General features: G+C 50.9%; 14 protein-coding genes. 5 read left to right on the top strand and 9 right to left on the bottom strand.

What is annotated here, in order from left to right; translation table 11 throughout:
- Positions 1-298: 298 nt before the first annotated feature.
- A complete protein-coding gene (locus ACN4EK_RS01305; RefSeq protein WP_431655529.1) occupies positions 299-619 on the top strand; it encodes an RNA recognition motif domain-containing protein in 321 nt (106 codons plus the stop codon).
- A gap of 152 nt (positions 620-771) precedes the next feature.
- Here ACN4EK_RS01305 and ACN4EK_RS01300 read toward each other — a convergent pair whose 3' ends face one another.
- From ACN4EK_RS01300 to ACN4EK_RS01265, 8 genes are all read right to left on the bottom strand, one after another.
- On the bottom strand, positions 772-1,056 hold the full coding sequence (locus tag ACN4EK_RS01300; protein WP_431655528.1) for a sugar nucleotide-binding protein: 285 nt from the start codon (positions 1,054-1,056) through the stop codon (positions 772-774).
- Positions 1,057-1,107: 51 nt separating this feature from the next.
- Positions 1,108-2,382, bottom strand: coding sequence for a YeeE/YedE family protein (locus tag ACN4EK_RS01295; protein WP_431655526.1), 1,275 nt, complete (start codon positions 2,380-2,382; stop codon positions 1,108-1,110).
- A 241-nt stretch (positions 2,383-2,623) separates the two neighbouring features.
- The gene (locus tag ACN4EK_RS01290; RefSeq protein ID WP_431655525.1) at positions 2,624-3,613 is read right to left on the bottom strand and encodes a sulfurtransferase; all 990 of its coding nucleotides are present in this window, start codon (positions 3,611-3,613) and stop codon (positions 2,624-2,626) included.
- 171 nt (positions 3,614-3,784) lie between these two features.
- Positions 3,785-4,564 carry an ABC transporter permease gene (locus ACN4EK_RS01285; protein WP_431655524.1) on the bottom strand — a complete coding sequence of 260 codons (780 nt, stop codon included), beginning with the start codon at positions 4,562-4,564 and terminating at the stop codon, positions 3,785-3,787.
- Between the two features lie 41 nt (positions 4,565-4,605).
- On the bottom strand, positions 4,606-5,877 hold the full coding sequence (locus ACN4EK_RS01280) for an ABC transporter substrate-binding protein (RefSeq protein WP_431655523.1): 1,272 nt from the start codon (positions 5,875-5,877) through the stop codon (positions 4,606-4,608).
- Positions 5,874-6,686, bottom strand: coding sequence for an ABC transporter ATP-binding protein (locus tag ACN4EK_RS01275; protein WP_431655522.1), 813 nt, complete (start codon positions 6,684-6,686; stop codon positions 5,874-5,876). The genes ACN4EK_RS01280 and ACN4EK_RS01275 overlap by 4 nt, the downstream gene beginning before the upstream one ends.
- Positions 6,683-7,771, bottom strand: coding sequence for a hypothetical protein (locus ACN4EK_RS01270; RefSeq protein ID WP_431655521.1), 1,089 nt, complete (start codon positions 7,769-7,771; stop codon positions 6,683-6,685). The genes ACN4EK_RS01275 and ACN4EK_RS01270 overlap by 4 nt, the downstream gene beginning before the upstream one ends.
- A 10-nt stretch (positions 7,772-7,781) precedes the next feature.
- A complete protein-coding gene (locus ACN4EK_RS01265; protein WP_431655519.1) occupies positions 7,782-8,309 on the bottom strand; it encodes a DUF4242 domain-containing protein in 528 nt (175 codons plus the stop codon).
- A 235-nt stretch (positions 8,310-8,544) separates the two neighbouring features.
- Between ACN4EK_RS01265 and galT the strand changes: the two genes are divergently transcribed.
- From galT to ACN4EK_RS01245, 4 genes are read left to right on the top strand one after another with little or no spacing between them, the layout of a single operon-like run.
- On the top strand, positions 8,545-9,645 hold the full coding sequence (gene galT / locus ACN4EK_RS01260) for a galactose-1-phosphate uridylyltransferase (protein WP_431655733.1): 1,101 nt from the start codon (positions 8,545-8,547) through the stop codon (positions 9,643-9,645).
- On the top strand, positions 9,642-10,730 hold the full coding sequence (locus ACN4EK_RS01255) for a M24 family metallopeptidase (protein WP_431655518.1): 1,089 nt from the start codon (positions 9,642-9,644) through the stop codon (positions 10,728-10,730). Before galT ends, ACN4EK_RS01255 begins: the two co-directional genes overlap by 4 nt.
- Positions 10,731-10,744: 14 nt before the next feature.
- Positions 10,745-11,797 carry a galactokinase gene (gene galK, locus ACN4EK_RS01250; protein ID WP_431655516.1) on the top strand — a complete coding sequence of 351 codons (1,053 nt, stop codon included), beginning with the start codon at positions 10,745-10,747 and terminating at the stop codon, positions 11,795-11,797.
- A 57-nt stretch (positions 11,798-11,854) separates the two neighbouring features.
- On the top strand, positions 11,855-12,256 hold the full coding sequence (locus tag ACN4EK_RS01245; protein WP_431655515.1) for a hypothetical protein: 402 nt from the start codon (positions 11,855-11,857) through the stop codon (positions 12,254-12,256).
- Here the strand turns inward: ACN4EK_RS01245 and ACN4EK_RS01240 are convergent.
- Complete coding sequence (locus ACN4EK_RS01240; RefSeq protein WP_431655513.1) at positions 12,231-14,909, bottom strand: PAS domain S-box protein; 2,679 nt, start codon at positions 14,907-14,909, stop codon at positions 12,231-12,233. The two genes, ACN4EK_RS01245 and ACN4EK_RS01240, sit on opposite strands and share 26 nt — an antisense overlap.
- Between the last annotated feature and the right edge of the window lie 474 nt (positions 14,910-15,383).

Raw genomic sequence — 15,383 nt, 5'->3', positions numbered from 1 at the left:
ACCTTATTGCAGATCAATTCAGGGTTTCATAACATCTGTCTAGATAAGGAGTCTCAGAGCGGATCACCAGGATTCCCGGTATTCACTAGCAAATTTAAGCAAAAATCCGTCTAAAGACAGAGAATTCGCTTGAGAATTTGTTTTGCATTGATTGAAAAAGTGCTACGATAATTGAAGTTGGAGATAAGAGTCGGTTGCAGTGTTTGTTTCTAGTATTGACGGATTTTTCACGTTGTTCTTGGCAGGCTTCTCTCCGAAATCTCACTCTCTACATTTTCTTGATTTTGGAGATCATTGAATGTCGATTTACATTGGTAACCTGTCCTATCAGGTATCTGAAGCGGACGTAACTGCCGTTTTCGCAGAGTATGGGACTGTGAAGCGGGTTCAGCTACCTACCGATCGGGAAACGGGTCGTATGCGCGGCTTTGGTTTCGTCGAAATGAGTTCGGATGCTGAAGAGGATGCTGCCATTGAAGCCCTGGATGGGGCAGAGTGGATGGGTCGTGATCTGAAAGTGAACAAAGCTAAGCCCCGCGAAAACCGTAGCTCCTTTGGGGGTGGCGGCGGTCAGCGTCGGGATGGTTTCTCGCGCAACAATTTCTCGCGCAGCTATTAGTTCGCTTCAGTGATCCAAATAAATAGTTCAAGTTTCATGCGTTTAGCATAAAAGAAATTTGGCTTTTACTAGCTCAGGCTGTTACAGTCTGGGCTTTTTTATGATTCTGATTCTGGGTATCCCAATCCCCGGTCTGCTTTAATTTCCGCTGCTTAACGGATGCGATCGCGTAAATAGGTATGAATCGCGCGATCGAGCGTCGGTAACAACATCCCTCGCTCACTACTCAGCACACCATAGGCAGGACGAGGTGCAACCCAATTCATCTGCTGGGTCGAACGGGCGGCAATCCGACTGGCACAAAACCCCGCTAACATGGCAACCTGTCGGGCTAACTCTGCCCAGGAAATTGCGCCATTATTGGCTAAATGCCAGATCCCACGTTCCCCATCAATCAGCAAATCCAGGGTGGCGTTGACTGGAGTATAGTCATGCACATTGAGCTAGCCGCACAATCTATCGGCATCAACCGGAATGGACTACCGGGGTCACTGAAACAGGGGACGTAGGCGAATGCCGATCGTCGTGCCGAGTAGAGCAAAAATAATCCAAATCCAGCCATGCACACTAGTTGAGGCAATGCCACCGAAAAAGGCACTGACATTACAACCGTAGGCAAGAAAAGCACCATACCCCATGATCAATCCCCCCAGTAACGTACTGCCAATAAGAGCCGGAGTAAATTGCCCTTTGGGGATCAAACGACCCACGAATGCAGCTGCCAACACTGCACCTAAAATAATGCCAATATTCATCACCGAACTCACATCAGCCAATACGCCCTGACTCAGTACCTTTTGACTCGCTTCACTGCTCCAAAATGGACTGGAGGTAGAATTCCATCCTAACCAGGTGGCAATTTGAGCTGTCCATAAGGCAAATCCCCAGGTAATTCGCCAGGGTTGACCAGATAGTAGGAGGGTGAAGCAGTTCAAAATGGCAAGAGTGATGGCACCAGCAACCAAAGACCAAGAGCCACGCAGAGGTTGAGGAATGAAAAGTTGGGAGTTAGAAGCAGAGTTGAGGGCGGAGGACGGAGGGTTCAGGGTTCGGTCTATCCCTTGTCCTGTGCCCTCTGGCAGTCCTGCTGCTGCCTGTCTACCACTTTCTGCTTTTCCTCGACTCCACCAACGCAGTAGGAAAAAACCTATCCCAAACAGCACCAGTTGTACGATCGTGGCGGGAAGCCAACCGATTTCATGCCCCAAGACGATCGGTGAGGTGGCGGGAAGCCCTGCCCACAGTTGGCGGGTGAGACTGGCAGCAAACGCACCAATACAAAACGTTAATAGCGTTAGCAGCATGGTTAAACTGCCACTGCCAATGGTGTATAGTGTGCCACAACCGCAAGCTCCCCCCAGTTGCATACCAATGCCAAACAACAGTGCCCCTATTGCGCCCTGCATACCCACAGGCGCAACTGCGCCCCGAACCGATTGGCCCCAAACGGTTTGGCTGGCTAGAATCGGGGCAAACAGAATGGTGGCAATTGCCAGCATCAACAGTTGGGCATATAGTCCCCGCACTTCGCGTTGCATCAACAATTTGCGGTAAGCGGAGGCAAAGCCAAAGCTGGAATAGTAGAGTGTGACTCCGAACAAGCCGCCAATGATAAAGAGGAGGCTGTGTTTCCACCCATATTGGCTGAGGACGATCGCACCGGCGGTGAGAAGGCACAGGGCGATCGCGACCATCAACCGCTGAGGTCGCAACCGTTGGGGCAGAGCATTGATAGGGGTTAAAGGTTCTGAAATACCGTCCATAGTCCCATTATTTCCATCGCAATCGACCAGAGATTAAGAGCCGACGCTCCTCTCCTACCATCCAGCAAGCAATTTATGGTGTCTAAACGCTATTTCGGTTTAGAAGGTTTGGGCGGCTCAGGAGGTGGATCACAACTGGCTACACTGGGTTGATCGACCCTAATCAAGCTGAGTAGGAATAATGTTCCTACAGACAATAGCAAGGCTAGAAACAGCGATCGTATGATTTTCATCAGTATTCCTAACGCCCATCCGATGTGAGTACCTTCTCAGGCCCAGTCGCCACAGGTAAAGTTGTTGTACTGTACTCCGTCCAAGAGCCTTCGTAGATTCGTACTTTAGGATAATTCAAGAGATGCTTTAGCACCGTGTATTGGAGGGTGGCTTCCCTGCCGGTACTGCATGTCACAATAATGTCATCGGTTGGTTTGATGCCCCGTTCTGCCAGCAATTGACGAATTGCATCCAATGACTTGAGTTTGTGGGGGTTCTTCAAGTTTTCCTGAGGATTATTGGCTTCAGTAAAGGTGGGCCAGGGAATATTTCGGGCACCGGGAATATGACCATTGCGAATCCAGATATCTTTTTCACCCCGGAAAAGCTCAGGCGGACGAGGATCAATAAAAACAACACCCGGTTTACCAATCAACTGTTCGACTTCTTGCAACGAGACGCGAATGGCTGGGTTATCCTTCACAACAAACGTCCCAGGGGTATAACGAGGAAATACTTTAGTTGTTGCTTGTCCCGCTGCTTTATAGCCAGCAAAACCACCGTCTAAAACGTAAATATTTTTCACACCGGAACGTTCCAGCAAATAGGCTACCATCGTTGCGCCTAATACATCATTACCATTGGAGTAAACCAACACACGATTGTCGTTGGACACACCTGCCTTTGAGAAAATGCTCCCAAGTTTATTCGTATCCCAATATTGCACAGGCAATACACCATTGGGTCCCCGAAAAGCTGTGTCGGCAATGTTCACTGCATTGGGCAAATGGTCTGAAATATATTCCAGGGGGGCGGTGCGAACATCCAACACCCGCAAACTTGGGTCTTTAACATGGGCGGCAACCCAGTCTGGTGATACGAATTGCACAGTTGATTTAGGAGCAGCGGCAACTGAGGGAAACACCAGGGTAGAAACCAATACTAAACTTGCCACCAGAGATGCAAGCAAAACAAAAACCTGAGCCGGTTTACGGCTCCATCGCGATCGCACAGTCATGGGACTACTCCGACTCAAAAATACGGTTTGTTGATCGATAAAGCGTAGATTAAGACATGAACTTATGCTGCCATAGACAATGGAGAAACACAAGCAATTCATCATGCTAAGACGCTATCTAACGCTTGAAATCATCCGAGGTAATGGACAAGCACCATTGAATCAATGAATTTAGGGTTGGTGAATCCAACGATAATAAGCAACTCGCAAACTTGTATCGAGACAATAGCCGATCGCGCCAATGATCAAAATAACTGCCATCAATTCTGAGTAAGCAAGCCGATCACGGGTGTCAAGAATGTAATACCCCAAGCCAGCACTCACGCCTAACATTTCCGCAGGCACCAGCACAATCCAGATCATCCCAATCGCCAGCCGCACCCCAGTTAACAGGTGGGGAATAATCGCCGGGATGATCACACGACTAATTGTTTCCACTCGGGTAGCACAGAGACTTTTCGAGAGGAGGAGCCAACGGCGATCGACCCCGACTACTCCGGCTGATGTATTCAGAATTAATGGCCAAACCGCCGCGATCGTCAGCAAAAAATAAACGGGTAAATCCCCAATACCCAACACCATGATGGCAATCGGCATCCAGGACAAAGGTGAGATCATGCGGATAAATTGGAACAGGGCAGAAGTTGCCTGCTCCAGGGGATGGGATAACCCTAGGAGAATCCCTAACGGTACCCCCAGAGCGATCGCCGCCAGTAACCCCACGAACACCCGCCGCAGGCTATCCATAACGTGCGGTACAATTGCCCCACTGGCGACCAGGTGGAACAGGGCAACCACTGTACGTTCTGGGGAAAAATCAACTCGCATCGGGTCAGTGTACCAGAGGGATGTTGTCAACAGCCACCAGATCAGCAGACCAACAGCTAATCCCCACAGTGGCAGGGGATGTTTGAGGGAACGAGTATGTGAGGAGGGCAAGGTTTGGGTCATGTCGCTTGTTCGAGAAGTTGGCTCATCAGTGATGCGGATGGTTAGACAATCAAGGTTTCTTGGCGGGAAAGGTCAGGCTGTAAACCAAACACCTGGGGTCCACCCACCTGTTGTAAAGCCACTTTGACAAACGAATCATCAACCAAATCGGTGGCCACGGCGGCGGGTTGGAGAGCATTCAAGAAACCCGTTTCCCCTTCTACTTGAGTGTCCTTCAGCAGGCGCACCAGTTGTTCGGTGTAAGACGGAAAGGGATAGGGTTGAAAATCAATCCGGTGAATGTTCCAATCGGGATGCTCAATGGCTTTCTGATTGCCGTAAAACTCGGTGTCATAAAACGTCAGTGCCCGTTGCAAAACTGGGAGGGGATGGGGCGTATACTTACCGCCATCTTTGGAAAGAATTTGAGCCACTTCCGGACGATGATCTCGCATCCAGGATTGGGCCTGAACTAAGGCGTTGACAACCCGTTGCGTCCATTCTTGGCGTTGGGTAATGTCATCTTCATGCATAAACACAACACAACAGGCATGATCTTTCCAAACATCCCCAGTAAAGCGGAGAATTCGCCCCGTTTTCTTAGTTTCTGCGGCGGCATTAAACGGTTCTGCCACAATATACCCACCAATATTTTTATTGGCTAAAGCTGATACCATATCCGGTGGCGGTAGCACGACCAAATTGACTTCATTGGCAGCCACAACGGCATCTTTGGGGCGACGCACCACTTGTAACCCTGCCTGCTTCAGCACCTGTTGCAGCACCACGTTATGAATGGAATACCAGAAAGGAACCGCGATCGTTTTGCCGCCCAGATCTTGGGGTGTTTCTACTTCCGGTAACACCGTCAGCGCCGAACCATTCGTATGATTCCAGGCGACTACCTTGGCTGGGAACTGGCGACCATACCGAATCCAAACCGTGACGGGCATGAGCACATGGATGACGTTTACCTGACGGGCTAAAAATGCCTCTACAATCTGTGCCCAGGAGCGGAATAACCGGGGTTGCTCAACCGTTAAACCCTCTGACTCATACAGTTTGCGAGAGTGCGCCACCAGCAGTGGAGCGGCATCGGTAATGGGCAGGTAGCCGATTTTAACAGGTTGGTCATTCGTCAGCGTTGGTTGACGGGTGGCAACGGATGACACACTCGTAGAGTCAGTTGAGACTGTAGGTTTTTGCGACTGGCAGCCCCCGATCGCCGCAGTTGTGGTGAGAGAAGTGGCAAACAGGCTGGAGAGTTTGAGGAAGTCCCGCCGATTCATGCCGCAGCAGAGGCAGTTGTAAGAATGAATGAGAGGTTTGTTCATGGTAGGGAGGCAAGTTCGGTGAAAACTTCGAGTCTTAGTTCAGCCAAGCGGTGAGCGGTCTGAAATCGAGGTTTAGGCTGTGGGATCTGCCACTCGCGATGAATTCTGCCAGGGCGACGGCTCATCAACACCACGCGATCGCCTAGGAGTAATGCCTCATCAATGTCATGGGTGACGAGTAACACCGGACTGTGATGACGGTTAATCACCTCCAGCAATAGCTTCTGCATCTCTAGCCGAGTGATGGCATCCAGGGCGCTGAAAGGTTCATCCAGCAGGAGCAGTTTGGGTTGGCGAGCCAGCGATCGCGCCAGGGCAACGCGTTGCGCCATCCCACCCGATAACTGATGGGGATAGGAGCGTTCGCAGCCCTGCAAGTGCACACTGGCGATCGCCTCACTAATCCGCGATCGAATTTCTGCCCATGATAGGTGTGCCATTTGCCGCAGTTGCAAACCGAAGGCGATATTTTGCCAGACCGTTAACCAGGGAAGTAAAGCGGCCTGTTGAAACATCAGTCCGATGTCAGGATGGGGCGTATGCAGGCGATTGCCCTGTAAGTAGATCCCACCCTGAGTAGCGGGTTGTAACCCAGCAATAGTCAGCAATAACGACGATTTGCCACAGCCACTGGCTCCAAGCAGACAAACGATTTCTCGTTGATGGATCTGCAAGTTAATGTCTGTAAAGGCAGTGAAGGTTTCCTGGCGGGTGGAGTAGTCTTTCTGTAATTGCTGCACCCACAAAACCACCTCTTCAGATGCATGGGTATCTGTGGATGCCGCGATTGCGGCAGAAGATTGGGTCATATTGCGTTACCTGCCGAGGCATGACGATGTAACTCCGTCTCCAGTTGCACCAGGCTAGGGGTGAGTACAGGCAGGAAAGAAACCTCTCGCAAGCGGCGTGCCGTTCCACTGGGTTTGAGATAGGCGGCTCCACCTTTGGCTTCCAGTTCTAGTTGCACAACCTCTACAGCCAGGCGTGTTAAGGTCACTCTCAATTCAAATAGTTGCCGTATTTGAGCAATGCCGAAATCAGTGATATTCGTTGTGCTAAGACTCTGCAATTCTGTCTCTAAGTGACGCAACTGAGTTGAGTTGATCTGCCAGCGAGAACTCAGTGCAACTTCGTTGTTAGGATTGAGGCTTTGCCCTGTTTCTTGCAGCGATCGACGGGCGATGCCCCAGGCTAACCCACACTGCATCAGCAAAAATGCCGGACGAATTTTGGGTAAGAAGGTGGTCGCATGATCGCTGATGATCCATTCATGGGGTAATTGCACCGAGTCAAACTGGAGGGTGCTTGTCCAGGAAGCCTGCAATCCCAATAGTTGTAAGTCTTCACCGCGTGTCAGACCCTTGGCACTGGCTGGTACTGCCACCACCAGTGACTGCCCGTTAACGGTTTGAGCCGCGATCGCCACCACAAACTTGTCTGGTTGCAAATTGGATACCCAGGGCAAAAACCCATTTAATTGCACTGTGTCAGCATTGAGGCTAGCCTGAATCCGCAGTTGCTCAATGCCTGCCAGATGTTTCATCGCATTCGATAACCCCGTCACCCCCGACCACTCTGCCCGTAACACAAGCGGCAAAATCTCGGCTTGCAACCAGGAATTATCACTGGCGACCACATACTCAATCAAGGTGCGCTGGCACCAAAACACAAACCCGCTGGTGAGGCATTGTTCAGAAACCATGGCGATCCCCTGAACAACATCCCAAAGTTGCCCACCGACACCCCCCAGGGACGTAGCCACCCCCAGACCTAAATAACCCGATGCGGCTAATTGCGCCAGCGATTCCCCAACATGACAATTCCCTCCCCCATCATTTAACTGTCTGGCTGTTTCTGCCAGGGAGATGGGCAACGCTGTATCTTGACTGATCATAGTGGGTTCCTCAATGCAGATTCCGAATGGGTGTCAGTTGATCGATCGGGGCACCAACCACTTCCCGCGCCTGTTTGACCGTTGAGGCATCCGGACTATCGTAGAAGCACAGACATTTGCTCAGGTCTTCACAGACATAGGTGCGCTCGAATTGCACCTCTGGCACCTGGGCATACAGAGGCGATTTTTCGGCTTTGCGTTGCAAATAAGCTTCCATCGTCAGACCGTCCGGTAAATTCCACTCCACCAGGTAATTCGCTTTGCCTTTCCGCGCTTTGACCGTTTCCAGATCTTGACCGAGCAGGCGGACGGCTTTGATCAACGCCACCGTTAACCCACCAGCAGCAAAACTTTGTTGAGCGATCGTGTCATCCCTGGCATCAATCACCACAAATAAACGCTGTAAACTTTCACCCACCTGGGCTTCGATTAGCTCTGCTTGCACTTCAATGGCGGCGGCGGCAATGGCATCCAGGGCTTGCTGAATTTGCTCCGGTTGGAGTGGCTGCAATGCACCTTCAATCAGATACAGCGTCATGATTGCCTCCTTGAAACAATCTACGGTTTATCAGTAGGAATACCGTAATAACTCTGAAGTGATGATACAAGTAGAGAATGGAAAAATCAACTCCAGACTTCAGCACTGCAAGGGGCATTAGGTAGTCATGAATACGACGGCGATCGTGGCAGCATTTGTCCCTCTCGATCGAGATGCAACCTGGTGATGAGCGTTATACTGACGGCATCAACAGTGCCGGGATCCGCCAGTGAAGATGCACTCCCAGGAACTTACGAAGCCCGATGGGCGCAAATTAACGCTCTATAGCCGATGTCCGATCGCGGCAGGCATCCTTGCTCCCAGTCCCAGTCATGAGCCAGTGCAAGCCAATCCCCATTTACGCTGGCATCCCTTACGGGGTGAATGGGTTGCCTATGCCAGCCATCGGCAGGGACGCACCTTCATGCCGCCACCGGAATATAATCCCCTAGCGCCCACGACTAATCCAGATGTGCCAACCGAGTTGCCATCGGGCGAGTATGACATTGCCGTATTTGATAACCGCTTTCCCTCAATGGCAGTTCAGGCAACTGCTGCCCCTAGTTTGATTGTCGATACCTTACCGGCAAATGGAGCTTGTGAAGTGGTGGTGTTTACCCAAGATCCGCAGACTTCCCTGGGGGCATTACCGCTCGATCACCTGGAGTTATTGATGCAAGTTTGGGCAGACCGGACGCGATCGCTGGGCAATATGCCGCAGATTCAATATGTGTTGCCGTTTGAAAATAAAGGGGTAGAAGTTGGTGTAACGTTACATCACCCGCATGGACAGATTTATGCCTATCCCTTTGTGCCGCCTGTCCCGGCGCGGATGCAATCCCAGCAACAAACCTATTACCAGCACCATCAACGTGGCTTATTAACGGATCTGATTCAACAGGAAATTGTGGCTGACCAACGGATTATTTATCAAGATGATCATGCGATCGCCTTTGTCCCCGTCTGTGCTCGCTATCCCTATGAAGTTTGGCTGGCTCCGATTCAACCCGTCGCCACCTTCCTGGAGTTAACCCCAGAGCAGCGCCAAAGTTTAGCCGCCGCGTTAAAAACCGTCACCTTAAAATATGATGGCTTGTGGCAGCGCTCCTTCCCTTACTTGATGGCATGGTATCAAGCACCGATCGATGGTCAACCCCACCCGGAATGGCATCTCCATGCGGAGTTTTATCCACCCTACCGCACCGCAGATAAACTGAAATATTTAGCGGGTACAGAACTGGCGGCGGGTATGTTTGCCAACGATGCCCTGCCAGAAGAGAAAGCCAAAGAATTACAAGCAGTCATGGTTCATCTAGACACTCCTGTCCGGTTATGAGTTCAGCCGAAATTGGACACAAACTCAACGTAGTCCGCCAAATTTTAAGCGAAACGGGTGCTGCTGGAGTCCGGTTGCGGGGTACTGATTGGTTTGCCTGGGCAACCGCCGGGGGGTCGAATGCCGTCCTATTAGCGGCTGAAACGGGCATTGCGGAGGTGTTCATTACCGCCAGCGCTGCCTGGATTTTGACTGATACGATCGAAGCCCAACGGTTACAGGATGAGGAAGTATCGGCGGAGTTTCAAATTGCTGCCTTTCCCTGGACAGATACGGAGCAACGAGACAACTTTGTCACGGCTGCCACTGATCGCGGTCAGGTATGCAGCGATCGACCCACGGCAACCGAAGCCCCGTTACCCGATGCCTTAATTCAGCACAAGCGGGTACTCCTCCCCAGTGAGATCGATCGCTATCGGCAGGTAGGCCAACTCGCCAGCATCGCCATGACTGAAGCCCTGACCCAGGCTCAACCCGATTGGACGGAATCTCAACTCGCCGGAGCCGGGGCGGCTGCATTATGGCAACGAGGGTTACATCCCGCCTTAACCTTAGTTGCCGGAGAACGTCGATTACCGTTGTACCGTCATGCCACTGCTAAATCAGAGCGCCTGGGGAACATCGCCATGTTGGTGTTTTGCGCTCGGGGCTTCGGGCTGTATGCCAACTTGACTCGCTTTGTTGGGTTTGGTCAACTGGCAGCCGCGCAAGCTCAATTGCATCAAGATATTCGCGAAATTGAAGCGATCGCCTTAGATCAGTGTCAGGTTGATACTCCTTTAGATCACATCTATCGAACATTGCAGCAAGCTTACGAGCAACAGGGCTACCCCACGGCGATCGCTGAACATCATCAGGGGGGCACGACGGGCTACCTGTCGCGGGAAGTGATCGCTACGCCGCAAACTCGCGATCGACTGGTCGCCAATATGGCAATGGCATGGAATCCCAGTCTCACAGGAGCCAAAATTGAAGATACCTTTCTCTTGCATGGCAATAATCAATTAGAGAATCTCACCCTCGATCCGAATTGGGCAACGGTGACAGTCCACGATCGCCCCCGCCCCCTGCCGCTGATGCGTTAACCAGGAATGCCAGAATGAACTTTGAACAGATCTTCAATGCGGCTCCTCAAGTCCAGGCAAGTGCCCCAGGTCGAGTCAATCTCTTGGGCGAACATACGGATTACAATGATGGCTTTGTGTTGCCGATCGCGATTCCTCAACAAACGACCATCCTGCTGGGCTATAGCCCCGACGATCGTCATCATCTTTACTCTCAGGAACTCAGTGCCACCGTGAATTGGGCAGCGAGTGATCCAATTCCCTCAGAATTTGCCCGTTATTTAGTCGGTTGTATTCGGGTGGTCGAACAACAGGCGATTCCTGTACCTCCTCTCAATGTTTATGTGATGTCCACCGTCCCGATCGGCGCGGGGTTATCCAGTAGTGCGGCATTGGAAGTAGCGATGCTACGAGCCCTACGATCGCTGTTGCAACTAGATTTAGATGATGTGCAAATTGCCCAACTGGGGCAGCAAGCCGAACGGGAATATGCGGGGGTGCAGTGCGGCATCATGGATCAAATGGCATCCAGTCTTGCCGACACCCAACATTTATTATTTTTGGATACTCGCACCCTCGATCGGGAATTATTACCCTTACCCGCCGGGGCAGAGATTTTGATGATTGACAGTGGCATTCCCCGCACCTTAGCCGGAAGTGGCTATAACCAGCGTCGTGCCGAGTGTGAAGCTGCCGCCCAACAACTCGGCGTACCCGCGTTACGGGATGTCACCGATTTAGCCGCGATCGCAGCGTTACCTGCGCCATTACAACAACGGGCACGTCATGTGATCACTGAAAACAATCGGGTGCTGCAAGCAAAACAAGGACTCACTGCCGAGCAATTTGGCACATTAATGAATGACTCCCATGCCAGCTTGCGGGATGATTACGAAGTATCGATCGCGGGTATGGATCAGCTAGTCGCGATTCTGCAAGCAACACCGGGGGTATTTGGGGCTCGATTAACTGGAGCCGGATTTGGCGGGGCTTGTGTTGCCTTAGTGGGTGCCGGAAAAGCGTCAGCGATCGCGGATCAAGGGTTAAATCAATATCAGCAGGCTGGATATACCGGCAAAGTGCTATAGCGATCGCGCATCTCCTGATTTGGATAGGCGTAGGGGGCATAACTTCGATCTACGATTATGGCAACCCCATCAACCCGGATGAATTTCACTATGCATGGTCATCAAATTTCTGATGAAAGTATTGCCATGACGGTTCAACACTCCTATCAAGTGAAGGAGCATGGTCAGCATCTAGAACGATTAGGGCTGGCGTTAATGCAAAGCCAACCAGCAGCTCTAGAAGAGTGCCAAGCCATTCAAGCGATCGGGCAACAGATCCAAACGCATGGTCAAACAGCAATTGATCTGATCACGATCGCCCAACAGGATCGGCAACAGTCAACACCGGCTTTTGTCCAGGCAGGGATAGAACACGCCAAAGCCATTCAACTGCATGTCCAAGCGAATCGGATCTTATTACGGTTAAACCAATCGGCGTTACCCAACTACCCCACTACCGCACCGACTCAGAACTCTTGAGTAAGATCGCTATTACTCGCAGCAATTCCTCCGGTGCGACGGGTTTAGCAATATGACGTTGAAATCCGGCGGCTAGTGCCTGTTGTTGATCCGTTTCTCCAGCATAGGCAGTCAGGGCGATCGCGGGAAATGTTGCCTCTGGTGCCAGCCAACGCGAGCGAATTTGTTGCATCAATTCATAGCCATTAGTTTCTGGCATACCAATATCACTAATTAATAACGCTGGGAGCGCTTGTGCCAAAAGTTGCAGGGCTTCGTCAGCCGAACTCGCGGTTCTTACCTCAGCCCCCGCCTGTGCCAGAATCACTGCAATTAACTCGCGGGAATCTGGCTCATCATCTACCACCAACACCTGGAGTCCGCTTAAGTTAACCACATCGGTTGTTAAATCTCTAACTGGTTGGGACTGGGTTTGGGGGCTAACCAGGGGTAGATACACCATAAATGTTGCCCCTTTGTCGTTACCCTCACTTGCGGCCGTAATCTGTCCCCCATGTAACTCGACTAAATGCCGCGCGATCGCTAAGCCCAATCCCAACCCCCCAAAACTCCGGGTCGTGCTGCCATCGGCTTGCCGGAAATAGTCAAACACATGGGGCAAAAAACTGGGACTAATGCCTTTGCCGGTATCAGTAATGGTGATTTGCGCTAGTTCTACACCTGACCGAACGATCGAGTCTAATCGGATGGTAATTTCTCCACGCGGTGGTGTGAATTTCACGGCATTCGATAACAGATTCCAAATAATTTGTTGCAACCGTCCCGCATCCCCTAACACTGGACGCAGATCCGCCTCAAATAAACGATGAATCCGTAACGACTTGGCTTCCGCCGCTAAGCGAATAGTTTCGATCGCCGCATTCAGCATCGGCACTAACTGCACTGGAACCACGTCTAACTTCAATTTGCCACGTAGAATCCGAGAAATATCCAATAGATCTTCGATTAACTGCGTCTGTAAGGTGGCATTCCGTTCAATCACCTCCAGGGCTTGATCGGCTTTCTCCGCACTAAATTGCCGCGATCGCAGTAGCTTTGTCCAGCCCAAAATTGGATTCAGAGGTGTTCGTAATTCATGCGATAACACAGCCAGAAATTCGTCTTTAACTCGATTGGCGGCTTCTGCCTCTGCTCGTGCCGCCTGTTCATTAGCCAGCAAACGTTCTCGTTCCTGTTCACTACGTTTACGATCGCTAATATCTTGAGCCGTACCGACCCAGTGAGTAATTTGACCCTGCCAGTCCCGAGCAACCCCCACCGCCGCCAAGAACCAACGGTACTGTCCGTCTGCCGCCCGTACCCGACACTCAATATTAAAACTGGCTCCCGTGATTGTTGCTGGTTGCCATTGCTCCCACAACCGCATTAAATCATCAGGATGTACGGCTGTTCTCCACCCTAACGGAATGGTTTGTTCCGGAGTTAACCCCGTGTACTCATACCAGAAGGAATTACAGTACGTCACCCGACCGATCGCATCACTTGTCCAGACTAATTGTGGTAAGGCTTCAGCTAAGAGGCGATACCGTTCCTCACTTTCCTTCAACGCCTGCTCCGCTCGTTTGCGTTCCGTCAAATCTACGACAAAACTGACCCCTGCCTGCTGCGATCGCTCAAAAAAAGTACTCCCCAATAACACGGGCACCCGAACCCCATCTTTGCGAATAAACTCTTTTTCAAACGGCTTGCTAATCCCTAACTCATACAGTTCCGCAATTGCATGACGATCGGCTGGCTCATATTCCGGCGGTGTCATGCGATCCCAGTGTAATTGCCCCGCCTCTAACTCCGATCGGGTGTAACCAAGCAATTGCAAAAAGGCATCATTCGCATCCACAATGCTGCCATCTAAATTCCAGGTTAAAAACCCGATCAAGGTAGTGTCCGCCAGACGGTTAAAGCGGGCTTCACTCTCCCGTAATGCCACCTGAGCCTGTCGCCATTCTGTAATATCTAACGACATTCCTGCCAGCATCCGCCGACCCGTCCGATGGTGCAACGGAAATTTGATCGACATTTGATACCGATCTTCCCCCTGGCGAGAATCCATCTCCTCCAATTCCATTGCCCGCCCTGCCATCAACACCGCTTGATCATGGTCATAGATGGCTTGAGCAATACTAGGCGGAAACAGATCAAAATCAGTTTTACCCAGCCACTCGGCTAACGGACGATCGAATTCCCGTTCCACCACCGGACTGACATAGCAATACCGTCCCGCCTCATCTTTAATAAATGCCGTGAGAGGGCTATGGCTCATAAAGCTTTCAAATAACTCCTGGCTCTCTCGCAGTTTTAACGCCGTCTTCTCAACCCGCCGCTTTGTCCAACGGTAGCGACTACTCAACCCACACAGCATCAACGCCACAGACACTAACGTAATCATCCGGAAGAGTCCAATGGGTGATTCCAGCAGCAGGGAATAAACAGGTGGCACAAAGCAATACAGCGATACCAGAGTCGCTAACCCTGTAGCAAACAGTCCAGGCCCTAACCCGCCATAGAGTGAACTCAGCATCACGGCGGGGTAAAACAGCGCAAAAAAAGTCGGGGCAAGGATCGGTTGAAGCGCCCAGGTAATGACAAGCGCGATCGCATCAGCGAGCAATGCCACACCATAGGGCAAAAGCTGGAAACGTGCCATGTTCGGCATAACTGACTACAGAGTTAGGTAATTAAGGATGTGGGCGAGAAGATTAGTCAATCCCCCCTGAGAGGGGATAACCCAAGCTAGCTAGAAATTACCTCCAAGGCAATAGCATAACTTTTACCAACGAAAATTCGGCTGAGCCGGTGAATCAGTCACCAATTTGGCGATTTGCTCAAGGGCAACTGATTGTATTACCTGAACAGTATCGCTTTGTTCCCAACCCGACAAGAAACAATGGAGTGATTTAAACTTGATTGATTAAATCTGGTTTGAACCATAATCGTTCTAACTTCTACCCTGGTTTCAGTACGATCGCGGTAGCTAACATCTCACTAAATTTGTTGAACAAATCTATCTGAAGATATAGAGCCAGCGACTCCAAAATATGAATTTAACTAATTAAGCCCATGAATCAGGTTAGGAAACTTAAATCAAACGGTTTTTTCCTTAAAGGAGAATACAGTTTGACTTAATATA

Source organism: Pantanalinema rosaneae CENA516 (assembly GCF_050753385.1).
Classification (GTDB): domain Bacteria; phylum Cyanobacteriota; class Cyanobacteriia; order Leptolyngbyales; family Leptolyngbyaceae; genus Pantanalinema; species Pantanalinema rosaneae.
This window is presented reverse-complemented; position numbering and strand designations above follow the sequence as displayed.

Bases quoted from the DNA above. Each gene is read 5' to 3' on its own strand.
- galT (WP_431655733.1), top strand. From the start codon at position 8,545: ATGCACTCCCAGGAACTTACGAAGCCCGATGGGCGCAAATTAACGCTC.
- ACN4EK_RS01240 (WP_431655513.1), bottom strand. From the start codon at position 14,909: ATGCCGAACATGGCACGTTTCCAGCTTTTGCCCTATGGTGTGGCATTG.
- ACN4EK_RS01295 (WP_431655526.1), bottom strand. From the start codon at position 2,382: ATGGACGGTATTTCAGAACCTTTAACCCCTATCAATGCTCTGCCCCAA.
- ACN4EK_RS01265 (WP_431655519.1), bottom strand. From the start codon at position 8,309: ATGACGCTGTATCTGATTGAAGGTGCATTGCAGCCACTCCAACCGGAG.
- ACN4EK_RS01275 (WP_431655522.1), bottom strand. From the start codon at position 6,686: ATGACCCAATCTTCTGCCGCAATCGCGGCATCCACAGATACCCATGCA.
- ACN4EK_RS01245 (WP_431655515.1), top strand. From the start codon at position 11,855: ATGGCAACCCCATCAACCCGGATGAATTTCACTATGCATGGTCATCAA.
- ACN4EK_RS01285 (WP_431655524.1), bottom strand. From the start codon at position 4,564: ATGACCCAAACCTTGCCCTCCTCACATACTCGTTCCCTCAAACATCCC.
- ACN4EK_RS01280 (WP_431655523.1), bottom strand. From the start codon at position 5,877: ATGAACAAACCTCTCATTCATTCTTACAACTGCCTCTGCTGCGGCATG.
- galK (WP_431655516.1), top strand. From the start codon at position 10,745: ATGAACTTTGAACAGATCTTCAATGCGGCTCCTCAAGTCCAGGCAAGT.
- ACN4EK_RS01290 (WP_431655525.1), bottom strand. From the start codon at position 3,613: ATGACTGTGCGATCGCGATGGAGCCGTAAACCGGCTCAGGTTTTTGTT.
- ACN4EK_RS01270 (WP_431655521.1), bottom strand. From the start codon at position 7,771: ATGATCAGTCAAGATACAGCGTTGCCCATCTCCCTGGCAGAAACAGCC.
- ACN4EK_RS01305 (WP_431655529.1), top strand. From the start codon at position 299: ATGTCGATTTACATTGGTAACCTGTCCTATCAGGTATCTGAAGCGGAC.
- ACN4EK_RS01255 (WP_431655518.1), top strand. From the start codon at position 9,642: ATGAGTTCAGCCGAAATTGGACACAAACTCAACGTAGTCCGCCAAATT.